The organism is Bacteroidota bacterium, assembly GCA_018692315.1.
GTDB lineage: Bacteria > Bacteroidota > Bacteroidia > Bacteroidales > JABHKC01 > JABHKC01.
The window spans coordinates 1-20,839 of record JABHKC010000075.1; the positions used below are offsets into that span (position 1 = coordinate 1).

The following is a 20,839-nucleotide window of genomic DNA, read 5'->3' on the forward strand; positions in this document are numbered from 1 at the left end:
GATAGTAACTTATTGGAAAAAAATATACATGAACTCCATTTTTATTTAAAAAATTAATGTTTTTTATCAAAGCTTGCATTTATCTGTATTACAGAATATTAACATCATTTTGCTTGTTTTTGTGAATTATGCAGGCTAAAATGGTCTAAATTTTTTAATTTTCTTAATAAAATAATCAATAACTATACTTCCATCATACATTTCTTTATGATAGAAAATATTAAATTCTAAAACAAGTTTCTTTCGCTTCTTTAAGAAAGTTTTTCGCATGGCAAAAAACATGTAATAAGCTTTAATTACTGCCCAAAAATTGCCAAACTCAAAACATACAAGGAATTTAACTGCTGCAATTTTATCAAAAATAAATCTACGAAACATAATTCCATTCAATCGTTCGGGCGGCAAATTTTTTAATAATAAGAACAAATTGTTTCGAAAATTTAAATAAGTTTTAAAAGGATTCACCTTAGATAAACTTGCACCACCAACATGATAAACCGTTGATTTTGAGGCAAACATTATTTTATAGCCCATGTTTTTCATTCTCCAGCAAAGATCAATTTCTTCCATATGAGCAAAAAAATCTTCATCTAAACCACCAATTTTTAAGTACAAATCCGATCGTACAAATAATGCTGCACCTGTTGCCCAGAAAATTTCAGTATCATTATCATATTGGCCTTGGTCTTGCTCAATTGAATCAAAAATTCTTCCACGACAAAACGGAAAGCCATACTTATCGATAAAACCACCTGCTGCACCAGCATATTCAAAATCTTTCTTTTTATTATACGCTTTGATTTTAGGCATTGCTGCTCCAATTGTTCTATCACTATCGAGCAATTTAATCACAGGATCAATCCAATTATCTGTAACTTCTACATCGGAATTTAGCAAAACAAAATACTCTGCATCAATTTGTTGTAAGCATTTGTTGTAACCACCGGCGAATCCGTAATTCTTATCTAAAACAATCGTTCTCAAATCAGGATAGTTTGTTTTCAAAAACTTTACAGATTCGTCGCTCGAACAATTGTCGGCTATAATAATTTCAACATCTTCATTATTAGAGTATTTCACAACAGAAGGAAGAAACTTTTCGAGCAATTTCTGTCCGTTCCAATTTAAAATTACGACTGCAATTTTTATCATTTTTTTGTTTCAAATTTACTCAGCAAAAATAGAATTTTCAAAATCATAATAGCGAAAATTTAAAATAGGGATATTAAATCCTTTCATTTTTTTTTAGAACTTTTGTTTAAAAAACAATACTAACATACATATATGACAGGACTATATTGGTATTTAATTCCCGTTCAATATTACATTTTCTGATTTTTATTATATTTGTAACAATAAATGAGTTTTTATGAAATAGAAAAAAAATAGAATTGCAAATAATAAGGAAGAAGTGAGTAAATGAAAAAAAACAATTAGATATTTATCAAAAGATGAAGATCAAAAATAAAATTATAATCTTTTCAATAATAGTATTATTTGGAAGTACTGTTAATTCTCAAACCAATATGATTGACAGCTTAATTAACCAAATTCAATATACTACAAATGATACTCTCAAAGTAAATTTATTATATAAAATAGGACGGAAATATTATAATTTATCCAATTTTGACAATGCTAAAATCTATACACAAAAATCACTCGAACTTTCAGAAAAAATGAAATTTCAAAAAGGAGTACAAGAAGCTCACTTTTTTTATGCAAATATTTATTATAAAGAGTCTTCTTTTGAAGCAGCTATCAATCATGCAAATATTTGTCTGAAAATGTGTAAAAGCAGAAATGATAAAGAAAGTGAGGCAAAATGCTTCAATCTACTTGGCATTACTAATAGAAAAAAAGGAGAATATAATAAATCATTAAGCTTCTATTTTAAGGCTTTACCTATTTGGGAAGAAGTCGGTAATAAACGAAAGATTGCTGTTCTCTTAAATAATATTGGCCTTATCTATTATTATATAGAAAAATATGTCGATGCCTTAAAATATTACAATGCATCTTTTAAAATATCCAAAGAGATTAATTATGAAAGTGGGAAATCAATTTATTATAATAATTGTGGTTTGGTGTTTCATAATCAGAAACAATACCAAAAAGCTCTTGAATATTTTGAAAACTCACTTCAAATCGAAAAAAAACAAGATGATAAATATGGAATTACAATCTGTTATGTTAATATTGGAGATATATACAGAGCTTTGGAAAACTATTCCAAAGCTTTAGATTATTATAATAATGCTTTACAAATCAGAAAAGAAGTTGCTAATATTTATGGAATATCAAGTGTAAATAATAGTATTGGTGAACTATATTTTTTGCAGAATAATTACACTAAAGCCAATGAGTATTTTATCAACAGTATTGAAAGCTCAAGAAATATTGATGCAAAAGATCTATTGAGAGAAGCATATAAGCAAATATCCGAAAGTTATTCCATGCAAAAAGATTATTCTAATGCTTATAAGTATTTTAAACTATTCAAAGAAATTAACGACAGTATTTTTTCTGAAGAAAACAATAAACAGATTTTGGAAATACAAACGAAGTACGAAACAGAAAAAAAAGAAAAAGAAAATGAAATACTAAAAGAAAAAGAAGAAAAAAACAATGAAATCATTGCACGAAAAGAAATGGAAAATAAAAATCAACTTTTATTGATTCTAATAGCATTTATTGGTTTAATTTTTGTTTCGATTTTTGCATATTTCCTATCTCGTTCAAATAAACATAAAAAAAAATCAAATGAGCTACTCTTAATACAGAATGAAGAGATTAATGTACAAAAAGAAGAGATCGAAGCTCAACGTGATCATTTGGAAGAATCTGAGAATTTAATAAAACAGAAAAACTCGAAATTAAAAATTGCAAATGCCACAAAGGATAAATTTTTTTCAATAATTGCCCACGATTTAAAAACCCCATTTAATTCTATTTTTGGTTTCTCAAGTTTGTTGAAAGATTCTTATGACGATTTCGATGAAAATGAAAAAAAATCGTTTATTGATAATATTGATAAAGCATCAAAAAGCGCATTCAACTTATTAGAAAATTTACTTATGTGGGCAATGTCTCAACAAGATTCCATTGAAATAGAAAAGATAGATGTAAACTTAAAACAATTTATTGATAATGCCATTTCGCCATATTTGCAAGGAGCCAAAAAGAAAAATATTGTATTCACAAATGCCGTTTCAGACGAAATTATTATGGCTTTAGACAAACAAACCATAAAAACTGTAATTGGAAATTTATTCAACAATGCTGTAAAATTCACACCTAATAAAGGAAAAATTACTATTGATGCAGTCATTGTTGAAAAATTCGTTGAAATAAAAATATCTGACACTGGGGTTGGTATTCCGCCAAAAGCACTTTCCAAAATTTTCAGAATAGATGAGAATCATACAACTTTGGGGACAAATAAAGAAAAAGGTACAGGTTTGGGTTTGTCGCTTTGCAAAGAATTTGTCGAAAAAAATGGAGGCAAAATTTGGGTAGAATCAAAAATAGAAATTGGTTCACAGTTTTACTTTACAATCCCCTATGGAGAATTGTGAGTTATAAAATTATAAATTATGGAAACCTCTAAAAATGCAAATTTCTTCGTTGTTTCGCAATTTTAAAATCCTCATTTACAATAGTAAACTCCGGTTTTCAAATTTCTTACGCCTTGAAATTTACTATTTTTATAAGTCCCCTTATGAATGATATCCAAATAATTATTAGATGATTATTGAATACAAATTAAATACATTAATAATTTTAATAATTATCTCTTTTGTGATGATTTCCATTTGTTCTATCGCTATCGAGCAATTTAACCACAGGAACAATCCAATTATCTATAACTTCTAAATCGGAATTTAACAAAACAAAATACTCTGCATCAATTTGTTGTAACCACCGGCGAATCTGTAATTCTTATCTAAAACAATCGTTCTCAAATCAGGATAGTTTGTTTTCAAAAACTTTACAGATTCGTCGCTCGAACAATTGTCGGCTATAATAATTTCAACATCCTCATTATTAGAGTATTCACAATAGAAGGAAGAAACTTTTAGAGCAATTTATATCTGTTCCAATTTAAAATTACGACTGTAATTTTTATCATTTTTTTGTTTCAAATTTATTCAACAAAAATAGAATTTTCAAAATAATAATAGCGAAAATTTAAAATAGGGATATTTAGTCCTTTCATTTTTTCTTAGAACTTTTGTATAAAAAACAATACTAACATACATATATGACCGGATTATATTAGTATTTAAATTCCCGTTCAATATTACATTTTCTGATTTTTATTATATTTGTGACTATAAATGAGTTTTTATGAAATGAAAAATATATAATTGTAAATAATCTACCACCATCTATCAACCAATGAAAAACTTAAACTACCTTCTGTTTTATGAAAAACCTTGACGAAACTACTAAAGAGCAACTTCTTCGAGAGAATTTACTTTTGAAAGAAAAAATTGCTTACTTAGAAAAAAACGAACTAAATATCCAAAAACACGAGCTGAGGGCAAACCAAAAAATTGAACAATCGCCCTTAACGCCTAATCAAAGTACAAAAGATTTTGACAAACCTGAACAATCTGATAAGCTTCAATCAGAATCAGAAAAAATGCACAACGATTTATTTGAAAAATCGAAAGATGCGATTTTAATTATTCATAATGAAAAATTTGTGGATTGTAATCCGGCTACAATCAATATGCTAGGATACAATAGCAAAGAAGAATTTCTAATGACACATCCCTCAGAATTGTCTCCTGAAAAACAAGCAGATGGAAAATTGTCATTTTCAAAAGCCAATGAAATGATGGAAATAGCCCATAAAAATGGCAATCATTGTTTCGAATGGTATCATAAAAAATCTAATGGTAAAGTTTTTCCTGTGGAAGTTATGCTTACGTCTATTTTAAATGACGAAAAAAAGAGAATTCTTCACACTATTTGGCGAGATATTTCTAATCGAAAAAAAGCTGAGGAAACAATAAAACAATCTGAAAAAAACTACAAAGATCTTTTTAATAATTTAAGTAATGCAATCTATATTATAGATAGAAAGGGTTGTTTTATTGATGTAAATCAAGGCGCTGTAGATATGTATGGCTATCCAAAGGAATTTTTTATTGGAAAAAACCCTGAATTTTTATCTGCTGTCGGAAAAAATGATTTGAAGAAGGTTATTGGATACATTAACGATTCGTTTAATGATAAGGCTCACCAGTTTGATTTTTGGGGATTAAGAAAAAATGGTGAAGTTTTTCCTAAGATTGTTCGTACACAAAAAGGGATTTATAAGGGTAAAGAAGTAGTAATTGCTTTTGGTATTGACATTACCGAACGAAAAAAGGTTGAAGTAGCACTTCAGAAAAGTGAACACAATTTAAGAACACTTTTTAATGCAATGACAGATATTGTATTCGAGATGGACAGCGAAGGCAGATACTTGAATATTGCACCAACTTCGCCAGAACTTATGTATAAACCAACGGAGGAGACAATCGGAAAAACCTTGCATGATATATTTCCAAAACAGAAAGCTGACATTTTTCTAGCTTTTATTAAAAGTTGTTTGAAAAAGAATCAAATTGAAACTATTGAATATGAACTAAAAATGGGTAACAAAACTCTATGGTTCGAGGGTAGAGCTACACCAAAAACAAAAAATAGTGTACTATATATTGCAAGAGACATTACAAAACGAATGTTAGCAGATGTTGAGTTGAAAGAGTTGAACAAAGAACTTTCAGCTCAAAATGAGGAATATCTGTCTTTGAACGAAGAATTATCTGATAGCCTGAATCAAATTCAGGAGATAAACAATAAACTCACAATTGCCAAAGAAAAAGCCGAAGAAAGCAACAGACTCATTACTGCTTTTATGCGAAACATAAGCCATGAAACACGAACACCAATGAACAGCATATTGGGATTTGCAAAACTTTTGGAAGAACCGGCACTTACCGGCAACCAACAACAAAAATATTTAAGCATAATTCAAGAAAATGGCAATCGAATGCTTAATACAATTTCAGATATTGTTAATATTTCTTTGATAGAAGCTGATCAGCAAAAAGTTAACCTTACTGAAACAAATATCAATCATGAAATAGAAAACATTTATAGCATTTTTGAATCGCAAGCATACGAAAAAGGAATACACCTCTTATATGTTAATTCTTTGCTAAGCGGTTCAGATAAAATATATACAGATAAGGATAAATTATCTATTATTTTATCGAACTTATTAAAAAATGCTATTAAATATACCAGTGCAGGAAACATTGATTTTGGGTATTTGAAGAAAAGAAATAATATTGAATTTTTCGTAAGAGATACCGGTATTGGTATCCAGAAAAATCAACAAAATAATATTTTTAAGCCTTTCGTTAAAGCAGATGTTGATGACAGTGCAGTTTTCGAAGGTTCAGGTCTGGGATTGGCTATTGCTAAGGCTTATGTGGAGATGTTAAAAGGTAAGATATGGGTTGAAAGTGATCTGAATAAAGGTTCAGATTTTTACTTCTCCATTCCAATAAATACTGAAAACTTTGAAAATACTAGAAACAAAAAAGAATATAAAAATAAAACCGTAAGTAATTCAAAAAATCTAAAAATTCTTATTGCTGAAGATGAAATATCAGCCAATATACATTTAAGTTTAATTACAGAAAAAATATGCAAAGAAGTATTTCAAGCGAAAACCGGTAGAGAAACCATAGATATTTGCCGCCAAAATCCTGATATTGATATAGTTCTAATGGATATCAGAATGCCAGATATTGATGGATACAAAGCCACTTCAATAATTCGTGAATTTAATAAGAATATAATCATAATTGCTCAGACAGCATATGCACTACCCGGAGACCGAAATAAAGCCATAGAAGCTGGATGTAATGATTATATAGCAAAACCAATTGATAAGCAAAAGCTGCTTAATATGATTGAAAAATATATGACACAAAAATAAAAAAATAGCAAAGAACAATTCTGACTTAAAATTAAAACTATAATTTAGTTGTTCGAGAACTAAGATTAAAGTGCATATTTCTCAATTGATGAATATAGAACTTTCTTGCTACAATGGAATAAATTAAATACAGATAATTAGTTTTTTTACAAAATACTAAGCAAAATATATGAATAAAATGAATCATAGCAAAGAGCAATTAATAGCAGAAAATAATCGCCTAAAAGCTAAGGTATCCGAACTAGAAAAGTCAAATATTGAACAGAAAAAAACCATAGATAAATTATCTGAAACTAATAGTGAATTTAATTTACTGAACCATAGATTGATACTTGCAGCTAAATCTGTAGAGGTTGGTATTTTTGATTTGAATTTAGATACAAAATCTTTGACGTGGAACGACGAAATGTATAAACTATTCGGAATTACACGCAAAGACTTCGATGGGAAATTAGATGATTGGCTGAAATATATTCATCAAAAAGATGTTGATAAATTTAGAAATATATTAATTCCGACCGATAAAAAAAACAACATCTTTTCGACTGAATATAGAATTATTCAAGCAAACGGAACTTTGCGATATTTAAATATTACTGCACAATTTACCTATGATAAAAACCAAAATCCAATCAATATAATTGGGGTAAATACAGATATTACAAAAAGAAAAAAAGCCGAAGCAAAACTTCATCAACAAAAAAAGTTTCTTCAACACATTATTGATTGTCTATCTCATCCGTTTCTGATAGTTAATGCAGATGATTATACAATTCAAATGGCCAATTTTGCAGCCGGAAACGATATAGAAATGAATAAAACAAAGTGTTTTGAAATATCTCATAGCTCAAATCTTGCCTGCAACCAAATTAAAGAATCTTGCACATTAGAAATAGTAAAGAACACTAAAAAATCGACAATTGTTGAACATATTCATTATGATAAATATGGCGCAAAAAGATTATCAGAAATTCATGCATATCCTTTATTTGATGAAAACGGAAAACTTGCACAAATTATTAAATACTGCATTGATATAACCGAAAGAAAAGAAATAGAAAGTGCTTTATACAATAGCGAGAAAAAATATAGAAACATAGTAGAAAATGCACAAGATATTATTTGGCAAATCAACCTAAAAGGAGAATTAGTATTTCTCAATAAATATGCCGAGAAAATCGCTGGAGAAAAAAGCGATAGTTTGAAAGGAAAGCATTACTCTGAATTAATAGACCCTTCTGATATAGATAGGATAAACAGAATACACATTGCAGTAATTCAAGGAGAAACAGTAGAATACAAGTTATGTACATATCCTAAAAAAGGTAAAGTTGTTTATTTAGAAATAAAAGCTACACCTATTTCCTCTAATGGCAAAATAGTAGGCACGCTTAATTTTGGAAGAAACATAAGTGAACGAAAAAAAGCAGAGGAGACTATAGAACGAAATTTAAAATATCAGAAACTAATTTCAACTATATCAACAAAATTTGTCAGAAATAATAATTTAGACCAATCAATCAATCATCTTTTGAAGCATATTGGAGAATATTCAAAAGCAAGTCGTGCATACGTTTTTTTACTTTCTGAGAATAGAAAAATAATTAGTAATACGCATGAATGGTGTGCAGATGGAGTAAGTCCTCAAATAGATTATCTTCAGGGATTATTAGTCAACGATTTCAATTGGACTATGAAAAAACTCTACAGGAATGAGACGATACATGTTGAAGATGTCTTAAAACTACCTGAAGACGCAAATCAAGAAAGAGAATCATTTATAGCTCAAGGAATTAAATCTCTTGTAATTTTACCATTAAATATTTTTGGCAATTTATTAGGCTTTATAGGTTTCGACAATGTTGAAGCTACTGAAGCATGGCCAAAAGAAACTATAAATATTCTTCAAATTTCATCAGAGATTTTAACCAACACAATTCATAGCAAAAATGCTGAAAATGAAATACGTACCAAGCACGAAAAATTTAAAAGTATTTTTGAATATGCTCCTGTAGGCATACTTATTATTGACGTTGAAGGAAATCCTAAAGAGATAAATAAAAGCGTTTTAAATATACTTGGTTCTCCATCGACCGAACAAACAAGAAATCTAAATATACATAAATTGGACAGGCTCAAAAAAACTGGATTTACTGCCGATTTTAGAACTTGTATAAGCTCAGTAAAAATTGTAAGAAATGAAAATGAATATATTACATTTTGGGGTAAAAAGCTCTTCATTCGATACACTTTGACACCAATAATAGACAATGAAAAAAGGATAAAAGAAGTTCAATGTTTTTTCGAAGATTTAACCGAACAAAAATATGCAGAAATTCAACTCAAAAAAAACAAAGATAAATTACAAAAACTGAATTTTGATCTGATTGAAAAAATCAATCAAGAAGTAGAAAAAAGTAGAGAGAAAGACCGAATGATGGTTGTTCAGTCTAAGCAAGCCGCAATGGGCGAAATGATTGGAAATATTGCTCACCAATGGAGACAGCCACTCAATGATATTGGATTGTATATTCAAAACCTCCAGGATGGTTTCGAATTTGAAGAAATTACTGTTGAAACCTTAAACGAAATTGTTGAAAAAACAATGAAGAAGTTAGACTATATGTCCCAAACTATCGACGATTTTCGAAACTTTTTCCATTCCGATAAAGAAAAAACAAACTTCTCTTTAACTAGAAATATTTTTAAAACGCTCACAATGACCGAAGCCACATTTAAGAATAATTCTATTGAACTAAAAAAAGATTTGGAAGAAGACCTGCTATTTTTAGGATTTCCTAACGAATTTTCACAAGCAATTCTTAATATTTTGAATAATGCAAAAGATGTATTGATAGAAAGAAAAATTGAAAATCCAATAATTGAAATAAAGTTATATAAACAAGCTAAAAAATCTGTCTTGAAAATTTACAATAATGGTGGTGAAATTCCAGATAATATTATTGACAAAATATTTGATCCTTACTTTACCACAAAAGGCGAACTTACTGGTACAGGATTAGGTTTATATATCTCAAAAACAATTATTGAAAGGAATATGCAAGGAAAATTATCAGTTTCTAATACAAAAGGCGGAGTTGAATTTATGATTGAATTGTAGGTTGTTAAGCAAAATTTCTGATTGTCAACACTTCAATACTTGTACTTGTAAATAAAATTTTTATACTTTTGAGCAATAAAATATTCTATAATCATATTATATTCAAAACTAATAATATTGAAAAATAGAAGAATAACCATAGAGTGTAACATTGATGCTAAACCTTGCCTATTTTGTTTTATTATGTTATGCTGTTAATTGTTATTTTTGTATTTCTAATTTGTAATCACTTATGAAAGAAAAATTGCTAAATATCTCCCTTCTATTTGTTGAAGACGAGGAAGAACCAAGGAAAAATATTGCAGATATACTTAAACGCCGTGTAGTTAGTTTTTTTGTTGCAGAAAATGCCGAAAAAGCACTTGATATATACGAAAAAAATAAGCCCGACATAGTTCTTACTGATATTCAAATGCCAGGAATGGATGGACTCCAAATGCTTGAAAAAATCAAAGAAAAGAATCCACAGGTAAAACTAATTGTAATGACTGCTTTTACAAATATTAATTATTTGTTAAAGTCGATTGATTTACAAGTCGATGGATATATTGTAAAACCTGTACGAAAAGCAAAACTTCTTTCAACTATAAAAAAACAGACTGAAATTATTTTTTCACAGCAAAAGCTAATCCTTCAAGAAAAAGAATTAGCTATAAGCGAAGAAAATTATCGCATCTTAACAGAAACTCTTGAAGATATTGTTGTCAGAATATCGATCACAGGCGAGATGTTATACGTAAGTCCTGCTGTTAAGAAATTTGCAGGATATTCTGCTGAGGAGGAAACCGGAAATCACGTATCAAAATATTTTGTATATCAGGAAGAGTTACAGAAAGGTCTTGAATTTATTGCAAAAGAAATATTAAGGAAAAATAGTGGTACTTTTGAGTTTCAGTTTCTTCCAGCAAACAAGAAACCATTTCCTGTAGAATTGAGTTATACACCACTTATAGCAAATAATAAAGTAATTGCATTTCAGGCTGTATTACGAAATATATCGAAAAGAAAAGAATCTGAAGAAGCCATTCGTAGTAAAAATTTGCAGCTACAAGAGCGAAATGAAGAATTAGATGCTTTTTCGCATACAGTTGCACACGATCTGATAAATCCGCTCAGCACTATAATGGGTTTTGCCGACCTTCTCATCGACCAAAACTATGAAATAACTGACAATGAAAGGTTGAAATACACAGATATAATTGCCCAAAATGCAAGAAAATCGCAACAAATAATTAATAGTTTACTACTTTTTGCAAGTGTAAGAAAATCTGAAATTTTGCTTGAAGAAATAGATATGGAAGCGATTGTAAACGAAGCATTAATTCGTTTATCTCCAATGATTAAAAGTAGTAAGGCAAAAATTACTAAACCCAAAGTTTGGCCTACACCTATTGGATTTGCACCCTGGATAGAAGAAGTTTTGGTAAATTATTTAAGCAATGCACTAAAATATGGAGGATCTCCCCCACTCATTGAAATTGGATTTGAAATAACAGAACCGCAAAATCTATCTAATAAAACAATACGCTTTTGGGTTAAAGACCAAGGTTTAGGAATTAGCCCCGAAAATCAAAAACTAATATTCAATAAATTTGAGCGACTTCATCAATTAAAAACCGAAGGTTACGGTTTAGGACTCTCAATTGTTCGCCGTATTATCGAAAAGTTAGGCGGAAAAGTTGGAGTAGAAAGTGAATCAGGCAATGGATCAATGTTTTATTTTACAATTCCCAGTAAAGTTTATACTAACAAAAATTCGGCAAAGAATCCGAAAATTACAAATAAAGAACCTGAGCTCTTATTGAAGAATCTAAAAATTCTAATAGTAGAAGACGAAAAATCATCGGAATTGCACCTAAGTTTGATTACAAAAAAAATAAGTCGAGAGATTTTAACTGCAAAGAATGGTATCGAAGCTGTTGAAATTTGTCGCACTAATCCAGATATTGATTTAATATTAATGGATATTAAAATGGCACTTATGAATGGTCATGCGGCAACAAGGACAATTCGAGAGTTTAACAAAGAAGTAATAATAATTGCTCAAACAGCATTTGCACTTCCGGGCGATAAGGAAGAAGCGATACGTGCCGGCTGTACAGATTATATTACAAAACCTTTAGATCCCGAAAAACTTTTTATGATGATATTCAAATATCTGGGAGATTAGAATAATTCCTTAGATATATTTAATGAATTTTACAATTTCAGTTGTACCAACGATTGTTATGCTCTGAAATTAATATTTCATAAAATTATAAAAACAAAAAAAGCCTGTTATTTAACAGGCTTTTAATTTCATTACAAAAGTTTAAGAATAATTATTATATTACTTTTACTTCTACTGCGTTTAATCCTTTTTTTCCTTCTTTCAATTCAAATTCTACTGTATCACCATCGTGAATTACGTCAATTAATCCAGACATGTGTACAAAGTATTCTTTTCCTGATCCTTCTTCACTAATGAATCCATATCCTTTAGATTCATTATAAAATTTTACTGTTCCTTTTTTCATTGTATTATTATAATTTTAAAAAATGCAAAGATATTGTAATTTTAACTTATACAAAACATTTTTCCTTTTTTTTAAAAAAAAATACAAACTGAATCCAAAAATTACAAAATAGATCTCAATTTACGGATTTGCTAGAAAACTTGCATAAACCGGCAAGGCATATTTTCCTGAAATTTATATTTCTTTAGAACCTGTAAAACCCACATTTACAACAGAAAAACCATTGCCATACATTGCATCGAAATGAGTAGTTCCAGCAAATATTTCTAATTTATTCTGTATGAAAGAAAAATTATAACTTGGCTCAAAATATGTCGAAAACTATTTTTATCCTTATAAATCTCATTTTTATCGTATAAATATTTCTTAATATCGCCATAAATGATAGTTCCTACAAGAAATTTAATAGGGATTTTCTCAATTTCGCACAAATTTCTAACTCAAAAATATGAGCTGTTGATTGGTCTTTAAAATCGAAATATTTTTTGTCTGCATTTCAAAAATAGTCTGAGATAGCAAGTGAAAAGGTTATAAAAGAGTACGAATAAAAAAATCAATTTCTTTAGGGGGCTTCTAAAAATAATAAATATTCACATAGGGTTTTTTAAAAAACCTTTGTCATATGGTAAACAAATAAATTTTTTGAAATGAAAAAAGTAGTATTCTTAATCATAATTTTAGCATTCATATTTTCGAAAGAAGTAATTTCAGCAGACGATAAAATTCAGGCATATTTCGACTATGCTATTTTCAATTCTGTTGAAAATGAACCATTTATTGAAACTTATTTATCAATAGTCGGCGAAAGTGTGATTTTTAAATTCAACGAAAATAAGAAATATCAGGCATCGGTAGAGATTGTTATTCTATTCAAACAAGGGGGAAAAATTATCGATTTTAGAAAATATAACTTGTTAAGTCCTGAAATTTCAGATACTTTGGAAGCAAAACCAACTTTCATTGATCAGCAAAGAATTTCGCTTCCTAACGGAATATACAATCTTGAATTTGAAATTTCTGATAACAACAAAAAAAGTTATAAACAAAAATATAATGACATAATAACTATTTCGCTACCCAAAAATGAAATTTCGTTTTCCGATATTCAATTCATAGAAAAGTATAGTGCCAATTCACAAATAAACAAATTCTCGAAAAGTGGTTACGATTTAGTACCTTTTGTTTCAAACTTTTATCCGAAAAGCATAAACAAGCTAATTTTTTATTGCGAGATTTATTATTCCAACAAGATTTTCACTAAAAATGAAAAGTACCTTTGTAAATATTTCATAGAATCTTACGAAACAAATGTAATATTGAGCGAATTCAATAGGTTTCAAAAGAAAGAAGCTAAAACAACAAATGTTGTCATTGGAGAATTTGTAATTGATAATCTTTCGACTGGGAATTACAATTTAGTGGTGCAAATAAGAAATAGCAAAAACGAAATAGTAGTCGAAAAAAAGAGCTTTTTTCAAAGAAGTAACCCGGGGGTTGCACTAAATTTAAATGACATTAATAGCTTAAACCTTGAAAATTCTTTTGTGAAAGAAATTACTAATGTAGAAACTCTTAATGAATATATCAATTGCTTATATCCAATATCTACGCCTAAGGAACGACAATTTTCAGAAAATGTAGTAGCAAAAAATAATATTGAGTACATGCAAAAATATTTTCATGATTTCTGGACGAAAAGAAATTCCATAGCTCCCGAGCAAGAATGGAAAATATATAAAGAAATTGTTGATTTAGTTAATAAATCGTACAGTACGCAAATTAAAATGGGGTACGAAACAGACCGTGGCAGAATTTATTTACAATACGGAACTCCGAATTCTATCGAAGTATTTCATCACGAACCAGATTCTTATCCTTATGAAATTTGGCATTATCATCAAGTCAATGTTCAGACAAATTGTTTCTTTCTCTTTTACAATCCACATTTAATGGGAAAAGAATTTTGGTTGCTACACTCAAATGTGATTGGAGAATATAATAATCCTGAATATGAAGGTAGTTTATCGAAAAGAAGTGATAGCTACGAAATTGATATTTTGGATAGATAATAACTAAAAATTATTTTGGTTTTCAATTTTAACCTGAATAAATGAACATCGAATACTGATTTCAATTTTCAAGAATTCCCAACCAAACCATCTCTACTTTTACATCAAAAACTCTATATCAAACAAAGGAATTTAGAGTTCCTCCCCTATCCTGCCAAATAGTCATAAGTAAAAAATGGCATATACTTTGAAAAGCGGCACGGCAAAATATTGATGTTTAATTAAATTTTAGATAAAATGCAAAAAGGCAAAATTGGAGTAACAACGGAGAACATTTTTCCTATTATTAAAAAATTCTTATATTCCGACCACGAAATTTTCTTACGTGAGTTAATCTCTAACGCAATTGATGCTACACAAAAACTTATAACTTTAGCATCTATTGGCGATTATAAAGGAGATTTGGGAGATACTAAAGTGCAGGTGATTCTCAATGAGAAGAAAAAGACATTACAAATTTCCGACAAAGGAATTGGTATGACTGCCGATGAAATTAATAAATTCATAAATCAGATTGCTTTTTCGAGTGCCGAAGAATTTCTTGAAAAATATAAAAAGGAAGCCAATGCAATAATTGGTCATTTTGGTTTAGGTTTTTATTCTGCTTTTATGGTTTCAGAAAAAGTTGAAATTCTGACAAAATCGCATAAAGAAAACTCACAAGCAGTAAAATGGTCTTGCGATGGTAGCCCTGAATATTCTCTCGAAAATATTGAAAAGGAAGAAGTTGGAACAGATATAGTTTTATATTTCGACAAAGATTCTCAAGAATTTGCCAACGAGCAAAAAATAAATGAATTACTGACAAAGTATTGCAAATTCTTGCCAGTAGATATTGCTTTCGGAAAAGAAAAAGAGTGGAAAGATGGCAAAGAAGAAATAACTGATAAAGATAAAGTTATAAACAATTCTAATCCTGCATGGACCAGAAAACCAGCGGATTTGAAAGATGAAGATTATAAATCCTTCTATAAAGAATTGTATCCAATGCAATTCGATGATCCACTGTTCAACATACATTTAAATGTGGATTATCCATTCAACCTAACTGGGATTTTATATTTTCCAAAAATAAAGAAAAACATAGAAATACAGAAAAACAAAATTCAACTTTATTGCAATCAGGTATTTGTAACTGACTCTGTTGAAGGAATTGTACCCGAATTTCTTACATTGCTTCATGGTGTATTAGACTCGCCGGATATTCCTCTAAACGTTTCAAGAAGCTTTTTACAAAGCGATTCTAATGTTAAAAAAATCTCAAGTCATATTACCAAAAAAGTTGCTGACAAATTAGCCGATATTTTTAAAGAAAAAAGAGACGACTTTGAAAAGAAATGGGACGATTTGAAATTATTCATTGTGTACGGAATGTTGTCTGAAGAGAAATTCTATGAAAAAGCTGAGAATTTCGCCTTATTCAAAAATACCGATGGAAAATATTTTACTTTTGATGAATACAAAAAAGTAATTGGCGAAAATCAAAAAGACAAAGACAAAAAATTAGTATATCTTTATACATCAAATGCTGAAGAGCAATACAGTTACATAGAAGCGGCAAAATTGAAAGGCTACGATGTACTTGTTCTTGACGGACAACTTGACTCTCATTTCATAAATCATTTGGAAACAAAATTTAAGGACAGTTCGTTTGCACGTGTCGATGCCGATACTGTTGACAATCTTATTAAAAAAGATGAAAAACCAGCTTCAAGTATTTCTTTTGACCAACAAACAGATTTAACACCGGTATTTCAATCTCAATTGCCAAAAGAGAAAATTAATTTTATTGTAAACTACGAAGATTTGGGAGAAAAGAATAATCCTATTTTTATCACTCAAAACGAGTTTATGAGAAGGATGAAGGATATGTCGGCTACCGGTGGTGGTGGAATGAATTTCTATGGAGAATTGCCAGATAGCTTCAATCTTGTTGTAAATTCTAATCATCCGCTTGTAACTAAAATTATGGCTGAAAAAGATGATTCTCTCGGGAATGAGATTTCTGATATTAATTCAAAAATCAAACCTCTTGAAGAAGATAAAACTGCTTTAGAAGCTCTTAAAAAAGATAAAAAGGAAGAAGAAATTCCTCAAGAAGAGAAAGATAAATTAGAAGACACAGAAAAGAAAATCTCTACATTTAAGAAAGAAAAAGACGATCTTCTCACAAAATATGGAAAAGACAATAAATTGGTAAAACAACTGATAGATCTTGCTCTACTTGCAAACGGAATGTTGAAAGGCGAAGAGCTTACAAAATTTGTAAAACGAAGTGTTGAATTAATCAAATAGTTATTTTGATTTTCACTTCAACGAAAGTTGTATATACAAAAATGGCTGGAATTAAATTATTCCAGCCTTTTTTTTTTGTGATTGAATTCTGATTATTTATTTAAAAATATTTGCTTAGAATATGTGCCTTCTTTGGTTATCAGTTTTATCAAATATGTTCCGTTTGATAAGTTTGAAAGATCAATTGTTGTATTATCATTTTTAACTGAATGGTATGCAACTTTTTCTCCAAGAATATTATAGATATAAATTTCTGAATTTCTAATGTTTTCAATATTAAGCAAACCATTTGTTGGATTTGGATAAATATTAATTCCTGAATTTTCAAAATCAGAAATTGCCGAAAGATCAGAAATATCAACACTTGCAATTTGCACACAACCCAATGAATCTGTAACTATAACAGTATATGTGCCTTCCTGAAGGTCTGTGGCTGTTTCAGTGGTTTGATTATTAGAGTCATCCCATTGGTATGTAAATGGTGGAGTTCCTCCAGTAACAGTAACTGTTGCTGAACCAAATACTCCAATCTCTGTAATATTTGTAGCTTCAGTTGCTAAACTCATACTGCACAAATCTTCAATTTCAAATTGTGTTGCCATGAAGATATCTTTATTATCATCATTTTGAACAAAAACGATAAGTTTACAATTGGCAATATCAATTTGTGAAGGAATTTGATAAGTAAAACTTAATGGGACAATATCTCCATCTGATGGATTATTTAGGTTTGTGCCAAATTCTCCCGGAAACATATTTCTCATTACGTCAGGGAAGGAAATTTCGCCATTAGTACCTGGAGCAGAAGTGTATTCTACATCCTCTACTAAAACAGCATGAGCGATGATTGTACCATTGTCAAAATTGGTATAAGCTTCAAAGGATAAGTCAATTTGCAATTCTGAGTCAATAAAATCTGCAGTTCCTGTGATATTTAAAAACCCAAATCGCATATATTCAGCATCAATTTTGTCTTGTGTTACAACACTTGGCAAACCTTGATCAATATTACCAGAAATAACACAATTTGGAACTCCGGATACATCATAGTAATCTACTCTGGCATTTCCTAAACCATTATTATCGTTAAAATCGTACATTGGGTCAGTACCAGGCCAAGAAGTATGGTAAGCAATGTGCGTTACTTTATCAATATTCTGTGCATTTGTAATTAAAGCATCCAAAGCAGGATTTTGACTGGCACATGGTCCACAAGAAGCTTGAGTAAAATGCTCAATTAAAACAAGTCTTTGAGATGTATTACTTAAATTAAATGCTGTTTGATAACCACTATTATTATCAAGATCAGCATCATAAGCTAAGGCAGTAGTAACAGTAATGCTATATTCGCCAACTACAGATAAATCTGCTGTTTGAGCAAAAGAAAAACTTGCTGTTTCTCCGTAAGTCAAACTTCCGGTAAAAGTTTCTGTAACCGCAGTAGCTCCATTAATTTCATAACTAATTGGAAATCCAGAAATTGTTTCAGTACCATAATTTTTAATCTCAACTGAAATTGTTTCAGTGTTTGTTAAACCAACTCCAGTAATAGGTGATACAAAACCTACAACAGCAACATCAAAAGAATCAACAACGGTTGACAAATCATAACCAAAAATTGTAGTATTTTGAATTAATCCACCTATAGTTGTAGTCCCTGGAACAATATTGCTTTGAATAAATAATCCACCTCCTAATCCAGAGGATAAACCTAAATCTACTAAAGCATCTGTCATAATTCCTGTTTGCATACCGGTAGCAATATCTATTTGTTTTAATTCAGCCACTCCATCACCGGAATTTGCAGAAATTACCCAAAGATATGGTCCACCAATAGACTCATTATCAAATGCAGAACCGTAAGTAGAGGCGCAACCATGTGTTGCTGAAGGAATTGTATTTATAATAGATCCTGTTCTGCTAACCAAATTCATATCAGTTGACCAATTTCCAACCCAAAATCCATTATTAACATTATCATAAGCAATATGTCGTACCTCGGCTGGAGCACAACTGATACTGCTAATAAGAGTTTGTGCGCCAAAATCCATTTCATAAATTGTAGTACCGGCACTTCCTCCATAAAAATATGTTCCATCGTAAGCTAGATCACGCAATCCACTCGCACCGGAAATTGTAAATCCACCAACATAAACTCCATTCATGTCGTATTTAAAAATAGAATCTCCATTCCACTGAGTAGTGTAGAAAAAACTACCATCGGTTTCGGCACCTGCTTGAGGAGAATGTGCAGGATCGGTTGGGAAATTGAACTGCACGTTCCATGATTTTGCACTATTGCTGACTTGAACCGGAGGCTTGGGGTTAGCAATTGTCATTGTTGTCTCATCATATTCTCCAACTATAATTCTTTCACCAATTTGCTGAGAAAAAACAGAAAGTGAGAATAAAGAAATTAATAAAAATAAATACACTTTTTTCATACTTTTTTAATTTAAGTTAATAATATTGAGTGAATATTTAGAAATATTTATAAGCTTCATTTTTTAAAAAATCTATTGCCAATCTTGCTGGCAAATGTTTTATATTTATCTGGCTTTCAAGAATTTCCTTGCTCAACTCTATTGCCGGACTGTTTGGTTTAACTTTCAGGGCAAAAGTGTTTATTTGTTTCACGATACTTTCGCGTGCATTAATCACAATTTCCCATGCTTTTACAGAAACATACAATTGCTGAGAAAGATTATGTTCAAATTCCGCTCTTATGTTTCTCAATAATTCGTTCTGAAGTTGCTGATTTGTCTTTCCTGTTATGCTAACTCTAACTATCAATGTTTCAGGAGAAACACGTTCTAACAAAAGAATTAGCCGCTCATAAGCCTGCAATTTTACTGGTGTTACAATTTTCTGATTTTCAAGTTTTAATTCGAATCTGCTTCTTTTCTCAAAATTATCTAATTGAGCTTTCAATATAAAATATGCTGTTAGAAAGACAATTATGGAAGGTAGAATATATTTAAGAATTTCTAAAAATGTTTCCATTCACCTGAAAGAATTTTGTTTTTATTTTTGTAAACGCAAATGATAGCCTATTATTAATTATCAATTTTTGAAAAATCTACAAAGTTTTCACCTGAAAAGTCATTTGGAATAGATTTAGTTGCTGAAGTATATAATAACAATCGCATTGTATCTTTGCCAATAAATTTAACAATTCCGTTGGTAACAGCCTCGGAAACATTTCTGTCATCCTCTTGATACAAATGAAATTTAATAGGATCGGTAGAATAATCAAATTTATATTTCAATAATATTTGTTCTTTTTCATTTGCCTTATTTTCGGCAGATTGATTCCCAACAAATACATTATAAAAACCATCTTCAGAAAATTGGATTACTACTGATTCGCCTTGGTTATTTGAACGATGCCATTTCCCAATATGCAAATTATTCTGTTCTGAACAACTAGCACAAAAGACAAAAAGTCCTAAAATAATTAAATACCTTTGTTTAAAATGTATCATATTTTATTCAATATTTTCATCAAAAATAATTGTACAAGTATAGATATTATACTTTGTAAAACCTAATATAATAGTTTTTTGTTGGCTCTTAAAAATAGGTAAAAACAAAAGTTTAATAAATTCACAAATCATACAAAACTGAATTCCCTCTATCAGAATAAAATTTTACCATTTTATATAATTGTAATTCGATATAAGTTGATTTTTAAAATATCTAAAGTTTCCTTAATTTTTCAATTCAAAACTTCTCTACGCTACAATTAACAAAGCATAACGAATTTTCAGAAGTGGAAGTTACCTTTTTATAAAAAGGAGTCTCAATAATTGTATATTTACTTGACTAAAAA

At 29.6% G+C, this 20,839-nt stretch carries 12 protein-coding genes; 6 read left to right on the forward strand and 6 right to left on the reverse strand.

Translation table 11 applies throughout. From position 1 onward, the window contains the following. Nucleotides 1–135: 135 nt before the first annotated feature. Nucleotides 136–1,152, reverse strand: a complete 1,017-nt coding sequence (locus tag HN894_06105; GenBank protein ID MBT7142892.1) for a glycosyltransferase — start codon at nt 1,150–1,152, stop codon at nt 136–138. A gap of 299 nt (nt 1,153–1,451) precedes the next feature. Between HN894_06105 and HN894_06110 the strand changes: the two genes are divergently transcribed. Beyond that, on the forward strand, nt 1,452–3,578 hold the full coding sequence (locus HN894_06110; protein MBT7142893.1) for a tetratricopeptide repeat-containing sensor histidine kinase: 2,127 nt from the start codon (nt 1,452–1,454) through the stop codon (nt 3,576–3,578). Nucleotides 3,579–3,884: 306 nt separating this feature from the next. Here HN894_06110 and HN894_06115 read toward each other — a convergent pair whose 3' ends face one another. Further along, nucleotides 3,885–4,088 carry a glycosyltransferase gene (locus HN894_06115; protein MBT7142894.1) on the reverse strand — a complete coding sequence of 68 codons (204 nt, stop codon included), beginning with the start codon at nt 4,086–4,088 and terminating at the stop codon, nt 3,885–3,887. Nucleotides 4,089–4,429: 341 nt separating this feature from the next. Between HN894_06115 and HN894_06120 the strand changes: the two genes are divergently transcribed. The 3 genes from HN894_06120 (at nt 4,430) to HN894_06130 (ending at nt 12,297) form a co-directional block, all read left to right on the forward strand. Beyond that, complete coding sequence (locus HN894_06120) at nt 4,430–7,006, forward strand: PAS domain S-box protein (protein MBT7142895.1); 2,577 nt, start codon at nt 4,430–4,432, stop codon at nt 7,004–7,006. Between the two features lie 169 nt (nt 7,007–7,175). Further along, nucleotides 7,176–10,127: a PAS domain S-box protein gene (locus HN894_06125; GenBank protein ID MBT7142896.1), complete on the forward strand. Its 2,952-nt coding sequence runs from the start codon at nt 7,176–7,178 to the stop codon at nt 10,125–10,127. Between the two features lie 232 nt (nt 10,128–10,359). Further along, complete coding sequence (locus HN894_06130) at nt 10,360–12,297, forward strand: response regulator (protein ID MBT7142897.1); 1,938 nt, start codon at nt 10,360–10,362, stop codon at nt 12,295–12,297. A gap of 154 nt (nt 12,298–12,451) precedes the next feature. On the opposite strand, the gene HN894_06135 is transcribed toward HN894_06130, so the two are convergent. After that, nucleotides 12,452–12,643, reverse strand: a complete 192-nt coding sequence (locus HN894_06135) for a cold shock domain-containing protein (protein MBT7142898.1) — start codon at nt 12,641–12,643, stop codon at nt 12,452–12,454. Between the two features lie 647 nt (nt 12,644–13,290). Between HN894_06135 and HN894_06140 the strand changes: the two genes are divergently transcribed. Together HN894_06140 and htpG are read left to right on the forward strand one after the other, a co-directional pair. Then, the gene (locus tag HN894_06140) at nt 13,291–14,712 is read left to right on the forward strand and encodes a GWxTD domain-containing protein (GenBank protein ID MBT7142899.1); all 1,422 of its coding nucleotides are present in this window, start codon (nt 13,291–13,293) and stop codon (nt 14,710–14,712) included. Nucleotides 14,713–14,949: 237 nt separating this feature from the next. Next, complete coding sequence (gene htpG / locus HN894_06145) at nt 14,950–17,007, forward strand: molecular chaperone HtpG (protein MBT7142900.1); 2,058 nt, start codon at nt 14,950–14,952, stop codon at nt 17,005–17,007. A 92-nt stretch (nt 17,008–17,099) separates the two neighbouring features. On the opposite strand, the gene HN894_06150 is transcribed toward htpG, so the two are convergent. From HN894_06150 to HN894_06160, 3 genes are read right to left on the reverse strand one after another with little or no spacing between them, the layout of a single operon-like run. Continuing rightward, entirely contained in the window at nt 17,100–19,451 is a 2,352-nt protein-coding gene (locus HN894_06150; GenBank protein ID MBT7142901.1) for a T9SS type A sorting domain-containing protein, read from the reverse strand. 37 nt (nt 19,452–19,488) lie between these two features. After that, nucleotides 19,489–20,010: a hypothetical protein gene (locus tag HN894_06155; GenBank protein ID MBT7142902.1), complete on the reverse strand. Its 522-nt coding sequence runs from the start codon at nt 20,008–20,010 to the stop codon at nt 19,489–19,491. A 53-nt stretch (nt 20,011–20,063) separates the two neighbouring features. After that, the gene (locus HN894_06160; GenBank protein ID MBT7142903.1) at nt 20,064–20,492 is read right to left on the reverse strand and encodes a hypothetical protein; all 429 of its coding nucleotides are present in this window, start codon (nt 20,490–20,492) and stop codon (nt 20,064–20,066) included. Nucleotides 20,493–20,839: the final 347 nt, after the last annotated feature.

What these genes read in the sequence shown, in the direction of transcription:
- HN894_06105 (MBT7142892.1), bottom strand. Translation starts at nt 1,152, where the DNA reads ATGATAAAAATTGCAGTCGTAATTTTAAATTGGAACGGACAGAAATTG.
- HN894_06155 (MBT7142902.1), bottom strand. Translation starts at nt 20,010, where the DNA reads ATGGAAACATTTTTAGAAATTCTTAAATATATTCTACCTTCCATAATT.
- HN894_06120 (MBT7142895.1), top strand. Translation starts at nt 4,430, where the DNA reads ATGAAAAACCTTGACGAAACTACTAAAGAGCAACTTCTTCGAGAGAAT.
- HN894_06135 (MBT7142898.1), bottom strand. Translation starts at nt 12,643, where the DNA reads ATGAAAAAAGGAACAGTAAAATTTTATAATGAATCTAAAGGATATGGA.
- HN894_06110 (MBT7142893.1), top strand. Translation starts at nt 1,452, where the DNA reads ATGAAGATCAAAAATAAAATTATAATCTTTTCAATAATAGTATTATTT.
- htpG (MBT7142900.1), top strand. Translation starts at nt 14,950, where the DNA reads ATGCAAAAAGGCAAAATTGGAGTAACAACGGAGAACATTTTTCCTATT.
- HN894_06150 (MBT7142901.1), bottom strand. Translation starts at nt 19,451, where the DNA reads ATGAAAAAAGTGTATTTATTTTTATTAATTTCTTTATTCTCACTTTCT.
- HN894_06125 (MBT7142896.1), top strand. Translation starts at nt 7,176, where the DNA reads ATGAATAAAATGAATCATAGCAAAGAGCAATTAATAGCAGAAAATAAT.
- HN894_06140 (MBT7142899.1), top strand. Translation starts at nt 13,291, where the DNA reads ATGAAAAAAGTAGTATTCTTAATCATAATTTTAGCATTCATATTTTCG.
- HN894_06130 (MBT7142897.1), top strand. Translation starts at nt 10,360, where the DNA reads ATGAAAGAAAAATTGCTAAATATCTCCCTTCTATTTGTTGAAGACGAG.
- HN894_06160 (MBT7142903.1), bottom strand. Translation starts at nt 20,492, where the DNA reads ATGATACATTTTAAACAAAGGTATTTAATTATTTTAGGACTTTTTGTC.